Source organism: Pseudomonas sp. NPDC085632, assembly GCF_044541255.1.
Taxonomy (GTDB): domain Bacteria; phylum Pseudomonadota; class Gammaproteobacteria; order Pseudomonadales; family Pseudomonadaceae; genus Aquipseudomonas.
The window spans coordinates 64217-84253 of the sequence record NZ_JBITSX010000020.1 but is presented as its reverse complement, the minus strand read 5'-3'; the positions used below and the strand labels follow the sequence as shown (position 1 = coordinate 84253).

16 protein-coding genes are annotated in these 20037 nt (G+C 58.9%); 9 read left to right on the top strand and 7 right to left on the bottom strand.

The features are described from left to right. Positions 1 to 4 precede the first annotated feature (4 nt). From morA to ACIF4X_RS15210, 5 genes are all read left to right on the top strand, one after another. Entirely contained in the window at positions 5 to 3853 is a 3849-nt protein-coding gene (gene morA, locus ACIF4X_RS15230) for a cyclic di-GMP receptor MorA (RefSeq protein ID WP_397482767.1), read from the top strand. A gap of 253 nt (positions 3854 to 4106) precedes the next feature. After that, entirely contained in the window at positions 4107 to 5360 is a 1254-nt protein-coding gene (glyA, locus tag ACIF4X_RS15225; RefSeq protein ID WP_007909785.1) for a serine hydroxymethyltransferase, read from the top strand. Between the two features lie 276 nt (positions 5361 to 5636). Further along, a complete protein-coding gene (locus tag ACIF4X_RS15220) occupies positions 5637 to 6950 on the top strand; it encodes a C4-dicarboxylate transporter DctA (RefSeq protein ID WP_397482766.1) in 1314 nt (437 codons plus the stop codon). A 49-nt stretch (positions 6951 to 6999) separates the two neighbouring features. After that, a complete protein-coding gene (locus ACIF4X_RS15215) occupies positions 7000 to 7704 on the top strand; it encodes a FadR/GntR family transcriptional regulator (protein WP_397482765.1) in 705 nt (234 codons plus the stop codon). Positions 7705 to 7724: 20 nt separating this feature from the next. Then, positions 7725 to 8435 (top strand): GntR family transcriptional regulator, encoded by a 711-nt coding sequence (locus ACIF4X_RS15210; protein WP_397482764.1) that lies wholly within the window; start codon positions 7725 to 7727, stop codon positions 8433 to 8435. A 113-nt stretch (positions 8436 to 8548) separates the two neighbouring features. Here ACIF4X_RS15210 and yjiA read toward each other — a convergent pair whose 3' ends face one another. From yjiA to ACIF4X_RS15195, 3 genes are all read right to left on the bottom strand, one after another. Further along, positions 8549 to 9520, bottom strand: a complete 972-nt coding sequence (gene yjiA, locus ACIF4X_RS15205; RefSeq protein WP_397482763.1) for a GTPase — start codon at positions 9518 to 9520, stop codon at positions 8549 to 8551. Positions 9521 to 9673: 153 nt separating this feature from the next. Then, a complete protein-coding gene (locus ACIF4X_RS15200) occupies positions 9674 to 9871 on the bottom strand; it encodes a YbdD/YjiX family protein (protein WP_003228401.1) in 198 nt (65 codons plus the stop codon). 15 nt (positions 9872 to 9886) lie between these two features. Further along, the gene (locus ACIF4X_RS15195; RefSeq protein WP_397482762.1) at positions 9887 to 11953 is read right to left on the bottom strand and encodes a carbon starvation CstA family protein; all 2067 of its coding nucleotides are present in this window, start codon (positions 11951 to 11953) and stop codon (positions 9887 to 9889) included. 159 nt (positions 11954 to 12112) lie between these two features. On the opposite strand from ACIF4X_RS15195, the gene ACIF4X_RS15190 reads away from it, so the two are divergent. Further along, the gene (locus tag ACIF4X_RS15190) at positions 12113 to 12481 is read left to right on the top strand and encodes a PilZ domain-containing protein (RefSeq protein WP_397482761.1); all 369 of its coding nucleotides are present in this window, start codon (positions 12113 to 12115) and stop codon (positions 12479 to 12481) included. Positions 12482 to 12590: 109 nt separating this feature from the next. Here ACIF4X_RS15190 and radA read toward each other — a convergent pair whose 3' ends face one another. Genes radA through katB form a run of 3 tightly spaced genes read right to left on the bottom strand, consistent with a single transcriptional unit; the run spans position 12591 to position 16147 of the window. Further along, entirely contained in the window at positions 12591 to 13958 is a 1368-nt protein-coding gene (gene radA / locus ACIF4X_RS15185; protein WP_007909773.1) for a DNA repair protein RadA, read from the bottom strand. Positions 13959 to 14000: 42 nt separating this feature from the next. Next, positions 14001 to 14546, bottom strand: a complete 546-nt coding sequence (locus tag ACIF4X_RS15180) for an ankyrin repeat domain-containing protein (protein WP_397482760.1) — start codon at positions 14544 to 14546, stop codon at positions 14001 to 14003. Between the two features lie 59 nt (positions 14547 to 14605). Continuing rightward, on the bottom strand, positions 14606 to 16147 hold the full coding sequence (katB, locus tag ACIF4X_RS15175; protein WP_397482759.1) for a catalase KatB: 1542 nt from the start codon (positions 16145 to 16147) through the stop codon (positions 14606 to 14608). A gap of 286 nt (positions 16148 to 16433) precedes the next feature. On the opposite strand from katB, the gene mscL reads away from it, so the two are divergent. After that, entirely contained in the window at positions 16434 to 16847 is a 414-nt protein-coding gene (gene mscL / locus ACIF4X_RS15170; protein ID WP_064118754.1) for a large-conductance mechanosensitive channel protein MscL, read from the top strand. A 45-nt stretch (positions 16848 to 16892) separates the two neighbouring features. On the opposite strand, the gene ACIF4X_RS15165 is transcribed toward mscL, so the two are convergent. Then, entirely contained in the window at positions 16893 to 17669 is a 777-nt protein-coding gene (locus tag ACIF4X_RS15165) for a ferredoxin--NADP reductase (protein ID WP_397482758.1), read from the bottom strand. A gap of 322 nt (positions 17670 to 17991) precedes the next feature. Here ACIF4X_RS15165 and ACIF4X_RS15160 point away from each other — a divergent pair, with 322 nt between their 5' ends. Both ACIF4X_RS15160 and ACIF4X_RS15155 read left to right on the top strand, forming a co-directional pair. After that, on the top strand, positions 17992 to 18705 hold the full coding sequence (locus ACIF4X_RS15160) for an autoinducer binding domain-containing protein (protein ID WP_397482757.1): 714 nt from the start codon (positions 17992 to 17994) through the stop codon (positions 18703 to 18705). Positions 18706 to 18879: 174 nt separating this feature from the next. Continuing rightward, positions 18880 to 20004 carry a methyltransferase gene (locus ACIF4X_RS15155; RefSeq protein ID WP_397482756.1) on the top strand — a complete coding sequence of 375 codons (1125 nt, stop codon included), beginning with the start codon at positions 18880 to 18882 and terminating at the stop codon, positions 20002 to 20004. Positions 20005 to 20037: the final 33 nt, after the last annotated feature.

The following is a 20037-nucleotide window of genomic DNA, read 5'->3' as shown; positions in this document are numbered from 1 at the left end:
CAGCTTGTCCAATGTCACTCCGCCAGCCTCTGTGAGCAGCACCCCACCGGTGCCCGGCTCGTCCCTGCGCGGTACATTAAAGGGTGCGCTGGCGACGCTTGTGCTTTTGTTGCTCGCCTTGCTGTTCTGGCAACTGCTCGATCAACTGCGCGAAACTCAGAAAAACCAGCGCCAGTACACCATTGATTACACCGCCGACCTCGCCTCGCAGGTCAGCCTGAACATGGCGCTGAACGCGCAAATCGCCCTCAACCTGCTACCGATCGTCGAACAACCGCAATCAGCCGACGAACAGCAGGCGCTGCTGCGCAAGCTCCAGCAGTCGTTGCCCGATCTGCGCAGCATTGCGTTGCTCAGCCCTTCCGGGCGAATCATCAACGACAGCGCCGTCGACAGCCACGACGCCGACTACCTGACGGAACTGGTGCGCCGCAGTCGCGCCCAGGCGCACTATTTCAGTAACGCCGATGACGGTTCGATGGTGCATCTGTTGCTGCATCAGGCCAGCGGCAGCACGCGCGGCTATTGGGCCTTGCGCCTGACCCCGACCTTCTTCGACTCGCTGACCAAACAGGGTGACACCGGGCTGCGCCCCTTGTGGCTGGTGGAAAATCGCATCAACCATCAGATCATCAGCCGCGACGAAGCGCTGCCCTCGGCCAAGCCCGGCGTGCTGAGCCCGGATGATCTGGCCAACACCGTGCTGACCGTGCCACTGAGCAGCAGCGATTGGCAGTTGCGCGGCTTGTTCGACCGCCAGCGCGTGCTCGAAGAACTGCTGCCGGCGTTTATCGGCAAGTGCCTGTTGGGGCTGGCGTTCTCAATGCTGCCGGTGATTGCGCTGTTGAACATGCGCCGCCGCCAGCGTCAGTTGCATGAGGGTCGTCGACGCTATCAGGATATTTTCGAAGGCACCGGCGTGGCCCTGTGCGTGCTTGATCTGTCCGGTTTGAAGCAGGTCTTCGACAAGGCGCAGATCCAGACCAGCGACCAGCTCAAGGCCTGGCTCGACCAACCGCAACAACGCCAGCAACTGCTACAGGAACTGCGCGTCACCGAGGTCAACCAGGTCGCGTTGCAATTGCTCAACGTCAATTCCTGCGAGCATGCCTGGCAACTGTTGATCGATGGCCACCCACACCGTCAGTGCGCCATCGGCAATCAAGTGCTCGACGCCGTCCTGCAGCAACAAAAGCAGCTGGAACTGGAAATCAAACTGCCGGACATCAACGGTCGCGACCAACACCTGTGGATGGTATTGCGCCTGCCGACCGAGCAGCACGACTACAAAGCAGTGATCCTCAGTATCAACGACATCACCAGCCGCAAACTGATCGAACTGTCACTGCTCGAGCGCGAAGGCTTCTGGTCGGACGTGGTGCGTACCGTGCCGGATCATCTGTATGTGCAGGACGTGATCAGCCAGCGAATGATTTTCAGCAACCACCACCTCGGCCAGACTCTCGGTTACAACCGTACCGAACTGCATCAGATGGGCGAGTACTTCTGGGAAATTCTCCTGCACCCGGAAGATGCCGATTACTACCATCGCTCGCGCCAGTTACAGCGCCACGCCGGTTACAGCCAGTTACTGCAATGTCAGTTGCGTTTCCGCCATCGCGACGGCAAATGGCGGCGTTTCGACATTCGCGAACAGGCCCTGGCCCGCGATAAACACGATCAGGTCACGCGGATCATCGGCGTGGCCAAGGACATCACCGAACAGATCGAAGCCAGCGAATCCCTGCGCGACAGCGAGCAGCGTTATCGCATGCTCGCCGAAAGTATCAGCGACGTGATTTTCTCCACCGACAGCAAGCTCTCGCTGAACTACGTCAGCCCGTCGGTGCAGGCCGTGCTGGGTTACGACGCCGAGTGGATTTTCCAGAACGGCTGGCAATCGACCATCGCCAACCCGCAGCAACTGAGTGGCATCTACACGCTGATGGACCGGGTCAGCAAGGCGCTGGACAAACCCGAGCAACTGGCAGTGCTGCGCAGTCAGGTGCAGACGCAATTGTTCCTGTTCGATTGCCTGCGCGCCGATGGCCGCAAGATCCCGATCGAGCTGCGTCTGGTGCTGGTGTGGGACGAGCACGGCGCGTTTGAGGGCGTGCTCGGTGTCGGTCGCGACATCAGCCAGCAGCGCCGCGCCGAGAAGGACCTGCGCATGGCCGCCACGGTATTCGAGCACTCGACATCGGCGATTCTGATCACCGACCCGGCCGGATACATCGTGCAGGCCAACGAAGCGTTCAGCCGGGTCAGCGGTTACGCGGTGAGCGAAGTGCTCGACCAATTGCCGAACATGCTCACCGTTGATGAACAGCAGGACGCGCACCTGCGTTACGTGATCAAGCAATTGCACGAGCACAACACCTGGGAAGGCGAAGTCTGGATGAAGCGCCGTAACGGCGAACACTACCCGGCGTGGGTCGGCATCACTGCGGTGCTCGACGACGAGGGCGACCTGGCCAGTTACGTGTGCTTCTTCAGCGACATCAGCGAGCGCAAGGCCAGCGAGCAGCGCATTCACCGCCTCGCCTACTACGACGCCCTGACGCATTTGCCGAACCGCACGCTGTTCCAGGATCGTCTGCACACCGCGCTGCAATCGGCCGAACGGCAGAAGTCGTGGGTGGTGTTGATGTTCCTCGACCTCGACCGTTTCAAACCGATCAACGACTCGCTTGGCCACGCCGCCGGCGACCGCATGCTGAAAGACATGGCCACGCGTTTGCTGGCCTGCGTCGACGATGACGACACCGTGGCGCGCATGGGCGGCGACGAATTCACGCTGTTGCTGCAACATCGCTCCAGCCGCGAAATGGCGTTGAACCGGGCGATTCATGTCGCCGAACAGATTCTCGGCAGCCTCGTCCGACCGTTCGTGCTCGAAGGCCGCGAGTTCTTCGTCACCGCCAGTATCGGCATCGCCCTGAGTCCGCAGGACGGCAACGAACTCAGCCAGTTGATGAAGAACGCCGACACCGCGATGTACCACGCCAAAGAGCGCGGCAAGAACAACTTCCAGTTCTATCAGGCGGACATGAACGCCAGTGCGCTGGAACGTCTGGAACTGGAAAGCGACTTGCGCCACGCCTTGGAACAGAACGAATTCGTCCTGTATTACCAGCCGCAGTTCAGCGGCGACGGCAAACGCCTGACCGGTGCCGAAGCACTGTTGCGCTGGCGTCATCCACGTCGTGGCCTGGTGCCGCCGGGGGATTTCATTCCGGTGCTGGAAGAGCTCGGGCTAGTGGTCGACGTCGGCGATTGGGTGATCAGCGAGGCCTGTCGCCAACTGAAGACCTGGCATCAGAACCGTGTGCGTGTACCGAAGGTCTCGGTGAACATCTCGGCGCGGCAGTTCTCCGATGGCCAACTCGGTACGCGGATCGCCACGATCCTGCGCGAAACCGGCCTGCCGCCGGCGTGTCTGGAACTGGAGCTGACCGAAAGTATTCTGATGCGCGAAGTCAGCGAGGCGATGCAGATTCTCGCCGGGTTGAAAAACCTCGGCCTGAGCATTGCCGTTGATGACTTCGGCACTGGTTATTCATCGCTTAACTACCTCAAGCAGTTCCCGATCGACGTGCTGAAGATCGACCGCACGTTTGTCGATGGCTTGCCGTCGGGTGAGCAGGACGCGCAGATCGCCCGGGCGATCATCGCCATGGCGCACAGCCTGAATCTGGCGGTGATCGCCGAAGGCGTGGAAACCCATGAGCAACTGGACTTCCTGCGTGAGCATGGTTGCGATGAGGTTCAGGGCTATCTGTTCGGGCGGCCGATGCCGGCGAGCCGGTTTGAGGCGCAATTCAGTAATGATGCGTTGTTCATGTTCGACTGAAGATCTGCGGCGCGACCGAAAAGATCGCAGCCTTCGGCAGCTCCTACAAGGATTGATGTCGGTCACAGTATTCGGGATCAGCTCGGATTACTGTAGGAGCTGCCGAAGGCTGCGATCTTTTGAGGCCGGCACAATCACCATCTATCTGCGCATGAACGCCACTTGTCTGCGACATGATGTCGTTTCATATGCCATCCAAAACCCATTGGGTTAGAATGCCCCCCTTTTCTGCCCCCGATCCTTGAGGACCGCCATGTTCAGCCGTGATTTGACTATTGCCAAGTACGACGCCGACCTTTTTGCCGCCATGGAGCAAGAAGCTCAGCGCCAGGAAGAACACATTGAGCTGATCGCTTCGGAAAACTACACCAGCCCAGCGGTGATGGAAGCTCAAGGCTCGGTCCTGACCAACAAGTACGCTGAAGGCTACCCAGGCAAGCGTTACTACGGTGGTTGCGAGTACGTCGACATCGTTGAGCAACTGGCCATCGACCGCGCCAAAGAGCTGTTCGGCGCCGATTACGCCAACGTTCAGCCGCACGCCGGTTCGCAAGCCAACGCCGCTGTTTACCTGGCCCTGCTGCAAGGTGGCGACACCATTCTGGGCATGAGCCTGGCCCACGGCGGTCACCTGACCCACGGCGCCAGCGTTTCCTCTTCGGGCAAACTGTACAACGCTGTGCAGTACGGCATCGACGCCAACGGCCTGATCGACTACGACGAAGTCGAGCGTCTGGCTGTAGAGCACAAGCCGAAAATGATCGTGGCCGGTTTCTCTGCCTACTCGCAGATTCTGGATTTCCCGCGCTTCCGCGCCATCGCTGACAAAGTCGGCGCTTACCTGTTCGTCGACATGGCTCACGTAGCCGGTCTGGTTGCCGCTGGCGTTTACCCGAACCCGGTGCCTTTCGCTGACGTCGTGACCACCACTACGCACAAGACCCTGCGCGGTCCACGTGGCGGCCTGATCCTGGCGCGCGCCAACGCCGACATCGAGAAGAAGCTGAACTCCGCGGTATTCCCGGGCGCCCAGGGTGGCCCGCTGGAGCACGTGATCGCCGCCAAGGCGATCTGCTTCAAGGAAGCGCTGCAGCCTGAGTTCAAGGCCTATCAGGAACAAGTGGTGTTGAACGCTCAGGCCATGGCCGAAGTGTTCATCGAGCGCGGTTTCGACGTGGTTTCCGGTGGCACCAAGAACCACCTGTTCCTGCTGTCGCTGATCAAGCAGGACATCTCCGGTAAAGACGCTGACGCCGCTCTGGGCAAAGCCTTCATCACCGTGAACAAGAACTCCGTACCAAACGATCCACGCTCGCCGTTCGTCACCTCCGGCCTGCGCTTCGGCACTCCGGCTGTGACCACTCGTGGCTTCAAACAAGCCGAGTGCAAAGAGCTGGCCGGCTGGATCTGCGACATCCTGGCTGACTTGAACAACGAAGCGGTGATCGACGCCGTTCGTGAGAAAGTCAAAGCCATCTGCAAGAAACTGCCGGTATACGGCGCTTAATTGCGACGTTAATCCCGCAGCATGAAAAACCGGCCAAGTGATTGGCCGGTTTTTTTTCGCCCGGATTTTTTCAAACGCCTGAACCGCTCAAGAATGGTACTTGCCGCACAACTGGTCAGACCGGTCATGCCAATTCGTCATTTTTCACTTGCGATCATGGAAAATCAGCGCCTAGACTGCGCCTGCACTGGACATACCGGTAAGACCACAATAATTAAGTCCTGAATCTGATGCGCCCCGCGCACGGCAGCCAGGACACCGACCAGGATTCCTCCCATGCTCAGATGGTGCTCGCGTTCAATCTTCCTCCAAGTGGTTCTCGGACTGATGCTCGGCATCGTCTGCGGGCTGACCCTTCCCGAATACTCGGCCCAGCTCAAACCGCTCGGCGACGGTTTCATCAAACTGATCAAGATGCTCATCGGCCTCATCGTGTTTTGCGTAGTGGTCAGCGGTATCAGCGGCGCCGGCGATCTGAAGAAAGTTGGGCGCATCGGCCTCAAATCGGTGATCTACTTCGAAGTGTTGACCACCATCGCGCTGGTGATCGGCCTAGTCTTCGCCTTCAGTACTGGCATCGGCAGCGGCGCGAATATCCATCTGGAGCAACTCTCCGCCGCTGACATGGGCGACATCGCCGAACGCGGTCAGCACATGCACACCACCACGCAGTTCCTGATGGACCTGATTCCGACTTCAGTGATCGGCGCCTTCGCCGACAACAACATCTTGCAGGTGCTGCTGTTCTCGGTGCTGTTCGGCAGCGCGTTGAATCTGGTCGGCGAAGCAGCTTCCGGGATCTCGCGGCTGATCAACGAACTGAGCCATGTGATCTTCCGGATCATGGGCATGATCGTACGACTGGCGCCGATCGGCGTGTTCGGCGCAATCGCCTTCACCACCAGCAAATATGGCCTCGACTCCCTGCAGCATCTGGGCAGCCTGGTCGGTTTGTTCTACCTGACCTGCATCGCATTTGTCAGCGTGATTCTCGGTCTGGTGATGCGCGCTTCCGGCCTGCGCATGTGGCCACTGCTCAAGTACCTGCGTGAAGAACTGCTGATCGTCATGGGCACCGCTTCGTCCGACGCTGTGTTGCCACAGATCATGCGCAAACTGGAACACCTCGGCATCGGCAGCTCGACGGTCGGGCTGGTGATCCCGACCGGGTACTCGTTCAACCTCGACGGTTTCTCGATCTACCTGACCCTCGCCATTGTGTTCATCGCCAACGCCACCGGCACACCGCTGGCCATGACCGACCTGCTGACGATTCTGCTGGTGTCGCTGATTACCTCTAAAGGTGCCCACGGCATTCCGGGTTCGGCACTGGTGATTCTGGCGGCAACATTGACGGCGATTCCGGCGATCCCGGTGGTCGGTCTGGTGCTGGTGTTGGCAGTGGACTGGTTCATGGGCATCGGCCGGGCGTTGACCAACCTGATCGGCAACTGTGTGGCCACCGTCGCTATCGCGCGCTGGGAAAAGGACATCGACGTGCAGCGGGCAAACAAGGTCCTCAACGGCGAACAGGGCTATACCTTTCAGCCGAGAAAAACCGTCGCCCCAGCGGCGGCCAAAGAATTCTGAATGACCGCCGTGCCTGTCCATCTGCAGGCACGGCTCATGGAGCGAATACGTGATTACTACATCAACCGTCGTCAACTCAGTGGTAGAAAAGCTCCGCGCCGCTCTGGCCCGGGGTCAGTGGCGCTCCGGCGACATGCTGCCGGGCCAGCGCGAACTGGCGGAACAACTGGGCATCAGTCGCCCAAGCTTGCGTGAAGCAGTGATCGTGCTGGAAACCCTCGGTCTGGTGCGTTCGATGCCGGGCAAAGGCGTGGTCGTACTCGACGCGCAAATCGGCGACCGTCAGGGCCACGACAGCGCAGTCGCCGGGGCCAGCCTCGAAGACGTGCTGCAACTGCGCTACACCCTTGAGCCGTTCATCGTCGGTCTGGTCGCGCAGTCGATCAGCAGCAAGGAAGTCGGCCAGTTGCGCCTGACCCTGATGGACATGCGCGAAGCCCTTGAAGCCGGCGACAGCGAAGCCGGGGTCAGCGCCTACATCGCCTTCCACGAAGAACTGTTCACCCTGACCTCGAACCCGATTTTCCAGAGCGTCGTGCAGCAAACCAGCAACGCCCTCAAGCAGAGCGCCGAAGTGCTGCGCAATTCTCCGGAACATCTGGCCGAACGCCTCGAAGAAAACGAAGCCGTGGTGCGCGCCATCCGCAGCAAGAACAGCGCCCAGGCCAGCACCGAAATGCGTCGGCACATTTTGCGCGAAGGTCAGCGCATGGGCATCGAGCTGAACATTCCGGATGACAACTTGAGTCGCTGATCCCTCATAGGAGACAGGCCATGAACAGTTTCGCGTCACCCTCGCACGCCCGGCCGAGCGCCGCGCCCCTGCCCTTTTCCCGGCTGCGGGCGTCGGTGGAGGATCTTTATCCGCGACTGTTCGATGCGATTCTCGAACAGCGCATCAATCCCGACAGCCGCTTCACCGAAGACAGTTTGAAAGAGATGTTCTGTGTCAGCCGCGCCGATGTGCGCCGGGTGCTAACGCAGTTGTCGCTTGAGCAAGTCATTGTGCTGCGGGCCAATCATCGCCCGCGTGTGGCAGCACCTGACCGGGAGCAGACACGACAGACACTGCATGCGCGGCGGCTGGCCGAAAGCACATTGGTGCGTCTGGCGTGTCAGCGTCCGCAAGCAGAAGACTTGAAACGCTTGCGCGGATTGATCGAGCGCGAGCGTGAGGCCGTCGAGCAGGATCGGCGCGGCGCGGCAATTCGCTTGTCCGGGGAGTTTCACCTGACGTTGGCGCAGATGGCGGGGAATGCACCGTTGGCGCATTTCTTGGGCAGTCTGGTGCCGTTGACCTCATTGGCAATTGCGCGAAGTTCGTCGCAGACGCACAGCTGTTGCGCGTGGCGGGAGCATTTGGCGCTGGTTGAGGCCGTGGAGCGACGAGATGCTTCCAAGGCCGGAATGCTGATGAATCAACATCTGGATCATCTTGAGCAGACGCTGTTGGGTTCAGACCTTGAGCATTGTGCTGTCGGTTAAATCGCCTTCGCGAGCAGGCTCGCTCCCACAGGAGACCGTATTCCTTCCAGAGAAATGCGGTCCACTGTGGGAGCGAGCCTGCTCGCGAAGAGGGCATCACTGACAACCAAGATTCAGGCAGAAACCACTCTGGCAAACCCCGCCCGAATCTTCTCTTCCGGCAAATCATCAGCAATAAACACAATCACACTTTCCCGCGCCTCGCCCTCGGCCCATTGGGAATCCCAGTCGAAACCATAGAGCTTCAACACGCCCTGAAACACCAAGCGCCGATCTTCGCCGGCAATGTTCAGCACGCCCTTGTAGCGCAGCAATTGCTTGCCGTGCTCTTCCAGCAGCTCATTCATGAACTCGCTGAGCTGATCGATATCCAGCGGCTGATCGGTACGCAGCACCAGACTGGAAATGCGATCGATCGACGGCGCCTTGCTCACCGGGCGCAGGCTCAAGCCGCCGCCGAGATCGGCGTTGAGATTGAAGCCGCGCACGTCCAGCAATTCAGCCAGATCAATGTTGCCATGCTCAACCACACGGATGGGCGCACGCCGATTGATCCGCGTCAGGCGTTCGCTCAACGCGTTGAACGTGGCTTCGTCGACCAGATCGGTCTTGCTCACCAGCAAGCGGTCGGCGAAACCGATCTGCGCCTGAGCGATGGTCTGGCTCAGATGCACATCCGCGTGCGCGGCATCGACCAGGGTGATGATGCCGTCGAGCAGGTAACGCTCGCGCAATTCTTCGTCGATGAAAAAAGTCTGCGCCACTGGTGCCGGATCGGCCAGACCGGTGCATTCGATCACCAGACGGTCGAAGGCGATCTCGCCGCTGTCCAGCCGTTCGAGCAGCAGGTACAAGGCTTTGGTCAGATCCGTGTGAATGGTGCAGCAGACGCAGCCGTTTGCCAGGGTCATGACTTGCACCGGCTCGTCACCCAGCAACTGAGTGTCGATACCGGCGTCGCTGAATTCGTTTTCGATCACGGCGATTTTCAGGCCGTGCTCGGCTTTGAGGATATGGCGCAGCAAAGTGGTCTTGCCGGCGCCGAGGAAACCGCTGAGTACCGTGACCGGGATGGGAGAGGACAAAACTCGATCTCCTGAGAAGAAACACAAAACAAATGTGGGAGCCAGCCTGCTGGCGATGAGGGTGTATCAGTCGACATCTCTGTCGAATGACACGCCGCTATCGCTGGCAAGCCAGCTCCCACAGGGGGACTACATCAACCGCAGGCTATCCGTTCAACAGCACTTCGGCCCACCCTTGCCACCGTAACGGGCTTCCTGACGTTCGCGGAAGAACATCTCGTAGCTCATCACCGGTTTGTCCGGGTGCTTGGTTTGCATATGCTCGACGTAGGTGTCGTAGTCGGGCATGCCGACCATCAGGCGCGCGGCCTGACCGAGGTATTTACCGAGGCGACTCAGGTCATTGAACATGGTGCAATCCTCTGGTTACGCGTCCGGCAGGGCCTGGAATGGCGATTCTTTATCCGTACGCTCTTTTTTGCCCCAGGCGGCGATGCCGACCTTGAGCGCATAGAACAGGATGCTGAAGACCACGAACAGGAACAGCGCGGTAAGCGTTGCGTTGGTGTAAGCGTTGAAGATCACGTGCTGCATCTGCTCAACACTTTTTGCCGGGGCCAGCACCTGACCATTGGCCAGCGCATCACTGTATTTCTTGGCCAGCGACAGGAAGCCGATTGCCGGGTTGGCATCGAACAGTTTGATGAAGCCCGCCGTTGTAGTGCAAATCAGCAGCCAGGCGGCTGGCAGCAGCGTGACCCAAATGTAGCGCTGACGCTTCATTTTGATCAGGACCACGGTGCCGAGCATCAGTGCGATACCGGCCAGCATCTGGTTGGAGATACCGAACAGTGGCCACAGGGTATTGATGCCACCCAGTGGGTCGATCACGCCCTGGTAGAGCAACCAGCCCCACATCGCCACACAACCGGCGGTGGCGATCAGGTTGGCGGTCCACGATTCGGTACGTCTCAATGCCGGCACGAAAGAGCCGAGCAGATCCTGCAGCATGAAACGCCCGGCACGGGTGCCGGCGTCGACTGCGGTCAGGATGAACAGCGCTTCGAACAGGATCGCGAAGTGGTACCAGAACGCCATGGTGTTTTCACCCGGCAGGACACTGTGCAGGATCTGCGCGATACCGACCGCCAGGGTCGGCGCACCACCGGCACGGGCCAGGATGGTGGTTTCACCAATATCATGGGCGACAGCTTGCAGCGCTTCCGGCGTGATTGCAAAGCCCCAGCTGGAGACCACTTGTGCAACCGATGCCACGTCACTGCCGACCACGGCGGCCGGGCTGTTCATGGCGAAGTACACGCCAGGCTCGATCACCGACGCGGCGACCATGGCCATGATGGCGACGAACGACTCCATCAGCATGCCGCCGTAACCGATGTAACGGGCGTTGGTTTCGTTATCCAGCAACTTCGGCGTGGTGCCCGAAGAAATCAGTGCGTGGAAACCGGAAACCGCACCGCAGGCGATGGTGATGAACAGGAACGGGAACAGACCGCCCTTCCATACAGGGCCAGTGCCGTCGACGAACTGGGTCAGCGCGGGCATTTTCAGCTCGGGCATGGTCACCAGAATACCGATTGCCAGGGCGATGATGGTGCCGATCTTGAGGAAGGTGGAGAGGTAGTCGCGCGGCGCCAGAATCAGCCAGACCGGCAGCGATGCCGCGACGAAACCGTAACCGACCAGCATCCAGGTAATCTGCACGCCAGTAAAGGTGAACGCCTTGGCCCACACCGGATCAGCGGCAATCTGCCCACCCAGCCAGATCGAACCGAGCAGCAGCAACACGCCGACCACGGAGATCTCGCCGATGCGGCCCGGGCGGATGTAGCGCATGTAAATGCCCATGAACATCGCGATCGGGATGGTCGCCATCACGGTGAAGATACCCCATGGGCTCTCCGCCAGCGCCTTGACCACGATCAGCGCCAGCACCGCGAGGATGATGATCATGATCAGGAAGCAGCCGAACAGGGCGATGGTGCCGGGAATGCGGCCCATTTCTTCGCGCACCATATCGCCCAGGGAACGGCCGTTGCGCCGGGTCGACATGAACAGGACCATGAAGTCCTGCACCGCGCCCGCCAGCACCACACCGGCAATCAACCAGAGCGTGCCGGGCAAGTAGCCCATCTGCGCGGCCAATACCGGGCCGACCAGAGGCCCCGCGCCAGCGATGGCAGCGAAGTGGTGACCGAAAAGAATGTGTTTGTTGGTCGGCACGTAGTCCAGACCGTCGTTATTGAGCACGGCGGGGGTGGCCCGACGCGGATCGAGTTGCATCACGTTGTTGGCGATGAACAGACTGTAGTAACGGTACGCAACCAGATAAATGGCCACGGCAGCGACCACGATCCACAAGGCGTTGATCGCCTCGCCGCGGCGCAATGCCACTACGCCCAGGGCGCACGCTCCTACGATTGCCAGCAATAGCCAGGGTAAGTGGCGTAGCAGGCTATTATTATTTTTCATTTTATTATTCCAGCCAGGGTGGACAAGAAAGACAGCCACCCCGAGTTTAGCGCTTACGGCGCCAAAGGCCATACCCCGACGTTGGTCTAGACGCTTTAGGGATTGGCTGGCGCCCGCATTCGCGGTCTATAGTCAGCGAACCTTCATGAGGATTGCGCCATGAGCGAGCACCCCGCCAATCGACGTCGTTTCAAACGTATTGCGTTCGATGCCAGAACCGAGCTGAGTCAGGGTGAATACATCTGGCCGGCCAAGCTGATCGACCTGTCGCTCAAAGGGTTGCTGATCGAGCGGCCGGAGCCGTGGCTGGGGGACTCGGGGAAGGATTTCTTCGTCGACATTCATCTGAGCGATGACGTCGATATCGAGATGGACGTGCACTTGGCCCATGAAGAGAATGGCCAGTTGGGGTTTGTCTGCCGGCATATCAGCCTGGAATCGATCCAGCGCTTGCGGCGGCTGATCGAGCTCAATCTGGCCGATCCGCAGGAGCTTGAGCGCGAACTCGGTGCCCTGATCGAAACCTGATCGCCAACCATTGAACCCATGTAGGAGCTGCCGAAGGCTGCGATCTTTTGAATTTGTTTCAAGATCCAAAGATCGCAGCCTGCGGCAGCTCCTACAAAGAGAAACGCAGTTATTCGAAAAGGGCGTCGAGGGCCTGTTCGAGGCGGGTCACGGCGATGATCTGCAAGCCTGGCGGCGACTCCTTTGGGGCATTGCCCTTCGGCACGATCGCCCGTTTGAAGCCATGCTTGGCGGCTTCCTTCAAACGCTCCTGACCGCTCGGCACGGGGCGAACTTCTCCCGACAGTCCGACCTCGCCAAACACCAGCAGATCATGCGGCAACGGCCGATTACGCAGACTCGACATGACCGCCGCCATCAGCGCCAGGTCAGACGCCGTCTCCAGCACCTTCACCCCGCCAACCACGTTGAGGAACACGTCCTGATCGTGGGTCGGAATCCCGCCATGGCGATGCAAGACCGCCAACAACATCGCCAAACGGTTCTGATCCAGGCCCAACGTTACCCGTCGCGGGTTGGCCAGATGGCTGTCATCGACCAGCGCCTGCACTTCCACCAGCATCGGCCGGGTGCCTTCCCATGTCGCCATGACCACACTGCCCGGTACTTCTTCCTGCGCGCGAGTGAGAAAAATCGCCGACGGGTTGGAGACTTCTTTCAAACCCTTGTCGGTCATGCCAAACACCCCCAACTCGTTGACCGCACCGAAACGGTTTTTCACCGCGCGCAACAAACGCAGACGCCCATCGGACTCGCCTTCGAAATACAGCACGGTGTCGACCATGTGTTCGAGCACGCGGGGACCGGCCAGCGCGCCTTCCTTGGTGACGTGGCCGACGAGGAAAATCGCCGTGCCGCTCTGCTTGGCATAACGCACCAACAGCGCTGCACTTTCACGCACCTGAGAGACGCCACCGGGTGCCGATTGCAACTGTTCGGTGAAGATCGTCTGGATCGAGTCGATCACCATCACCTTGGGCTTTTCCTGACGGGCCGTGGCGATGATGGTTTCGATGCAGGTTTCAGTCATCACCCGCAGTTGATCCTGCGGCAAGCCAAGGCGGCGCGCGCGCATGGCCACTTGCTGTTGAGATTCTTCACCAGTGACGTAAAGCGCTGGCATGCTCTTGGCGAGGTTGCACAGGGTCTGCAACAGGATCGTCGATTTGCCGATCCCCGGATCACCACCGATCAGCACGACCGAACCGTCGACCAGACCACCGCCGAGTACCCGATCCAGCTCACCGGACGCGGTGGAGAAACGCGGAATCTCTTCGATGCTGACTTCGGCCAGGGTCTTGATCTGCGCCTGTTGCCCGGCCCAACCGGTGCGGCCGGTGGGCGCCGTGGCACCACCGCTCTCGATCATGGTTTCAGTCAGGGTGTTCCAGGCGCCGCACTCACCGCACTGGCCCGCCCACTTGGGAAAGGTTGCGCCGCACTCAGTGCAGCCGTACATGCGCTTGGCCTTGGCCATCAGAACCCCCGGCAAAAACCGCGATGATAACGCAGCCACCGCTCAGCGCGGTGCAGCGGTGCGGATTTCGCCGTTGGCCAGACGCGCGGCGCTATTGCCCAACGGGTCTTCGGCATTGAGGTCGGCGCCCTTGGCCTTGAGCCCATCGAGCAATTCCAGCCGCTTGAACAATCCGGCGTACATCGCCGCCGTCTGCCCGGCGCCATTACGCTGATCGGGGCTGCAATCGGTGGCCATCAAACGCCGGGCGATCTGTAATTCACCTTTGAAAATCGCCCCCATCAGCGCCGTGTTGCCGCGTTGATCTTGCGCACAGGCATCGGCGCCGGCAGCGAGTAACCGCTCCACCGCTGGCGCTTGACCGTGATAAGCCGCGAGAATCAGCGCGGTGTAGCCTTTGCTGTCACGGGTATCGAGGGAATAGCCGGACTCGATAAAGGTGTCGAGCATCGGCACATCACCGCGCCGGGCAGCGTCGAAGTAGTAGTCCCGCAGCTGGGCTTTGATCGTATCGGGACTCTGCTCGACCGGTGCCGCCCATGCCGCGAACGACAGACAACCGGCTAACAGTAAAAGACAGATTCGCATCAGCAGACTCCTTGAACGGAACGGGGCCTGACTCAGGCCCCGTGTGCGCTACGTCGGTATCAGTCGACCAGTTTGGCCGCCAGCGCCTTGACCCGGCTCAGGTCACCCTTGGCCACTTCCGTGACGCCGGTGCCGTATTCCGGATCGGCCTTATAAAGGAAGGACAGGATGATGTGCTTGCTCACATCATCGGTGCTGGCCAGCGAGCCACCGAAGCTGTCGATCAGGTCCCGGCGCTCTTTCTTGCTGAACGAGCGATACAGATCGCCGGCCTGCTTGAAGTTCTGCTCACGCTGGATTTTCGCCTGCTGGGTGCTGCCCGACAGCGCCGACTGGCTGTAACGCGCACTTGGTGTCTCGTCACGGGGCTGCAGGCGGCTCGGCTGATAGTTCACGCCGCTGTTGCTGGCGCCGAAGTTCATCGCGCCATCCTGATTGCCATTGTTCACAGCAACTTTTGCCGCATTGATTGGCAATTGCAGGGCATTGGCGCCCAAGCGATACATCTGCGTATCGGCATAAGAGAACACTCGGCCTTGCAACAAACGGTCTTCGGAAGGCTCGATACCCGGAACGATATTCGCGGGTGCCATGGCCACTTGTTCGGTTTCCTGGAAGACATTCGCCGGATTACGGTTCAATACCATTTGTCCAACTTTTCGTTCAGGAATACCTGGCCAGATCTTGGTAGCGTCTAATGGATCAAAGTCAAACTTGGACAAATCTTGCGGTTTCAGCACTTGAATGTACAAGTCCCATTTCGGGAAGTTACCTTTATTGATATTGCTCACCAAGTCATTGGTCATGTGACTGTAGTCTTGACCCTGAACTTTCGCGACTTGTTTGGGCGTAAGGTTATTGAGCCCCTGCAAGCTCTTCCAGTGAAACTTGACGTAGTGAACTTCACCCTTGGCGTTGATCAACTTGTAAGCATGCACGCCATTGCCATCCATCTCTCGATAACTGGCCGGCGTTCCCGAATTCGAATACAACTCGGTCAGCGTACGGGTGGCTTCTGGTACATGAGAGAAGAAGTCGAATCGACGCGAGTCGTCATCAAGGTTAGTCCGGGGGTCCGGTTTAAACGCGTGCACCATGTCGGGAAACTTGATCGCGTCACGGATGAAGAAGGTCGGGAAATTGTTGCCCACCAGGTCCCAGTTACCGTCAGCCGTGTAGAACTTGGTGGCGAACCCTCGTGGATCACGCAGGGTTTCCGGCGAGTGATTGCCGTGCACCACGGCAGAGAAGCGCACGAATACCGGCGTGCTCTGGCCGGCGGCAAACACCCTGGCCTTGCTCAGGTCGCTGAGATCATTAGTCACCGTGAAGGTGCCATGGGCACCGGTACCGCGTGCGTGAACCACGCGCTCGGGAATACGCTCGCGATCAAAGCGCTGCAGCTTCTGAATCAGTTGTACATCCTGCAGCAGCACCGGGCCGCTGGCGCCGGCGGTCTGCGAGTTCTGATTGTCGCCGACCGCTGCACCGTTATCGCGGGTCAGCGGCGCGGCGTTAACGGAAAAGGTCAGCAGGCTCGCGGTGAGTACACCGAGGGTGCGTCGACGGGGAAAAGCCCCCAGTCCAAGTGTGGAGTTCATATCAGGATCCTCTGGTTATTTTGCGGCGCATCCAGATGCGCCAACCCAAGGCTAGAGGCCTGCGACGTGGAACATAAATAGAAAGAACGTAACGCCATGATTGAGAAAATTGGCTTCCTGATCAGCGAGTTACGGGATATTTCGCGCGCGATTGATGGCACTTTGCAAACTAATCGTCGATTGATGTGTCGATAAAAACGGGCATTGTAAGAAGGTGTTTCGCGCAGGACGCGTTTTGCTGATTTACACTGCGTTCACCAAACTCATCTGTAACAAGGAAATAACTATGGGCGTGCTAAGTGAGTTCAAGGCCTTCGCGGTCAAAGGCAATGTGGTCGACATGGCCGTCGGTATCATCATCGGGGCCGCGTTCGGCAAAATCGTTTCGTCGTTTGTCGGCGACGTGATCATGCCGCCAATCGGCCTGCTGATCGGTGGGGTGGACTTCAGTGATTTAGCCATCACGCTCAAAGCCGCCGATGGCGCTGCGCCTGCAGTGGTGATGGCCTACGGCAAATTCCTCCAGACCATTCTGGACTTCGTGATCGTCGCTTTCGCGATCTTCATGGGCGTCAAAGCCATCAACCGCCTCAAACGCGAAGAAGCCGTGGCCCCTACCCTGCCGCCGGTGCCAACCAAGGAAGAAGAATTGCTTGGCGAGATCCGCGATTTGCTCAAGGCCCAGAACAACCGGCCCTGAACCTGCAGCACAATAAACAAACGGCGCCCGCGAGGCGCCGTTTGTTTACCAGTAGTTTTCCACCGCCACCTGACCAGGCCGGCGGGTAAGGCTGAGGCTCATGTGGCGTTTTTTCAGCAGCGCGCGCGTGTCATCAATCATCTGCGGATTGCCGCAGAGCATCACCCGCGAATGTTCGGCTGATAGCGCCACACCGGCGGCGCGTTCCAGTTCGCCGCTTTCGATCAGCGTGGTGATGCGCCCATTTAGCGCACCGGGATACGCCTCGCGAGTGACCGTCGGGATGAACTGCAATTTGTGCGCATATTCGCTCAGGTATTCGCGTTGCGTCAGCTCGGCAATCAATGCCTGATAGGCCAACTCCCGCGCCTCTCGCACGCTGTACACGAGGATGATCCGTTCGAATTTTTCCCAAACCTCGAAGTCCTGCAGAATCGACAGGAACGGCGCCACCCCGGTGCCTGTGGATAACAACCACAGATCTCGACCGTCAACGAAGCGATCCAAGGTCAGATAGCCAAACGCCTGACGATCCACCAGCAATGTATCGCCTACTTTGAGCCGACTCAGCTCACTGGTGAACTCACCTCCCGGCACCACGATAGAGAAGAACTCAAGAAATTCGTCGAACGGCGATGACACCATCGAATAGGCGCGCCAGACGATGCTGCCATCGGCCTTGCTGACACCCAGCCTGGCGAACTGCCCCGCGCGAAAACGAAAACCCGCGTCGCGACTGGTACGCAAGGTGAAGAGGCTTGGGGTCAGGGGTTGCACGTCAAGCAAGGTCTGCATGGTGTACTTTTCTGCGCTGGCGGTCATGGGGCACTCCATTGAACGATCACCGCCAGTGTCGCGCAAATGACGCGGGTTAAACACCGATGATTGGTAATGTTATTCGCTGAGTCCCGGCACAAACTTCAACAGAATCATTCGATTAAAAAACGAATAAAAACTCTACTTCGTAAGATGTCACTTCAAATACTATTACCTGACTGATTGCTAAGAACACTTTATGAAAATTCACTCCTGTTCAAGAGCGAAAAAATTTAGAGCCTATTGTAGGAATCATCCTACACTTCGATGCGTGCCGGATCTTTTGGATCCATTCGGTGCCCCCCGCTACACCAATGGAGATTCAGTAATGGAAACGTGGAAGGAGTCGCAGTTAAAGCAACTCACCTTCGCAAAGGGAATAGATGCTGCTTATCCGATTTTACTGAGGTTTGCCGAAAACCTCGGGTTTAACTATTGCGCAATCGCAGTGACCTCGCCGCATCGGGAGTTACATCTTAGTGCCTTGCAAATCAACAATTACCCCAAAGAATGGAACCTGCAATATGAACAAAAAAAATACAGTCAAATCGACCCGGTAATAGCACACTGCAATCACTCAATGATGCCGCTTGTGTGGAATGAAGCGGTGTACAGAGACACTCCGGTATTGTGGCAAGCCTTGCAACAACATGGACTGCAACACGGCTGGTCTCAGGCGTTCCACCACACAGAAAGTGGTTTGTGCAGCATTATCAGCCTGGCCAGAAAGCACTGTCAGATCAGCCCGCTGGAGTTGTATGAGCATTTTGGCTATATGTTCTACGCCGCCAGTCATCTGAGTGAATTGTTCGCCCGGGCTTTACCAGCGCAGGCCATCAAGCCCCGCCAACCGCATCTGTCGCCACGCGAGCTCGAGGTTCTGCAGCTATCCGCTAACGGCAAGACGGCCTATGAGATTTCGAAAATCCTTAGCCTGAGTGAGCGGACGATCAACTATCACGTGCAAAACGTGATCGAGAAACTCAACGTGTGCAACAAGATTTCCGCCGTCATCGCGGCCGCCAGAGCCGGCATCATCTAAACACCCAGCCTTGCACCCGGATCAAAACTTGCGAGTATTTGCAGAGAAAAAAACGTACCATTTGTGGCCTTTCTGAGTGATGACGTGAATTTTGCGTTGCAGTCCACTCAGTCAGTTCCGCCGCACGACGCCAGGGCAGCGGGACATCCCTCGATTACCCTGAGTCCCCGCCCCATGCCTTTGCTCGATACGCCCTTCGCCCAACTCGACCTGATCCGCCAGCCCGAACAGCAGAATGAACCGCTGCAGGCGTTCGATGCCGCAGACGAATACCTGCTCAATCACTTGGCGGCGCAGCAACCGACGATCGAAACACGGGTATTGGTGCTCAACGACAGCTTTGGTGCACTGGCAGCCAGCCTGCTCGGCAAGGTTGCGGTCAGTAGCAGCGGCGATTCATTCCTGGGTTTTCAGGGGCTGGAAAAAAACCTGCTGCGCAATGGTCAGGCGTTCGACGCGATCAGCCCGATTCCGGCCAGCGCGCCGTTCGTCGGACCGTTTGACTGCGTACTGATTCGTGTGCCGAAAACCCTGGCGCTACTGGAAGAACAACTGATTCGTCTGCAAGGGCAACTGGCGCCCGGCGCACAGGTCATTGCTGCGGCCATGGTCAAGCATCTGCCGCGCGCGGCCGGCGATTTGCTGGAACGCTATATCGGCCCGGTACAAGCTTCTCTCGCGGTGAAAAAGGCCCGACTGCTGATCGCCACGCCTGAGGCAAAAACCGCGGTGGTTTCGCCCTACCCGTCGAGTTATCGTCTCGATGAGCCGGCCATCGAATTGCGCAATCACGCTAACGTATTCTGCCGCGAAGGTCTGGACATTGGCACGCGCGCTTTCCTTCCACATTTGCCGAAGAATCTTGGTAGCGCCCGTGTTGCCGATCTCGGCTGTGGCAATGGTGTGTTGGCGATTGCCAGCGCCCTGCAAAACCCTGACGCGCACTACACGCTGGTCGACGAATCGTTTATGGCGGTGCAATCAGCAGAAGAGAACTGGCACGCGGCACTCGGTGATCGCGACGTGATTGTGCGTGCCGGAGATGGCCTGGCCGGGCAAGCGCCGCAGTCGCTGGACGTAGTGTTGTGCAACCCGCCGTTCCATCAGCAGCAAGTAGTTGGCGACTTTCTCGCCTGGCGCATGTTCCAGCAGGCCCGCGAGGCGCTGGTGGTAGGCGGCGCGCTGTACATCGTCGGTAACCGTCATCTGGGTTATCACAGCAAACTGGCGCGCTTGTTCCGTGGCGTTGAGCAAGTCGCCGCCACACCGAAATTCGTCATCCTCAAAGCGCGCAAGTAAACCGCCAGGCAAAAAAAACCCTCCGTGAGGAGG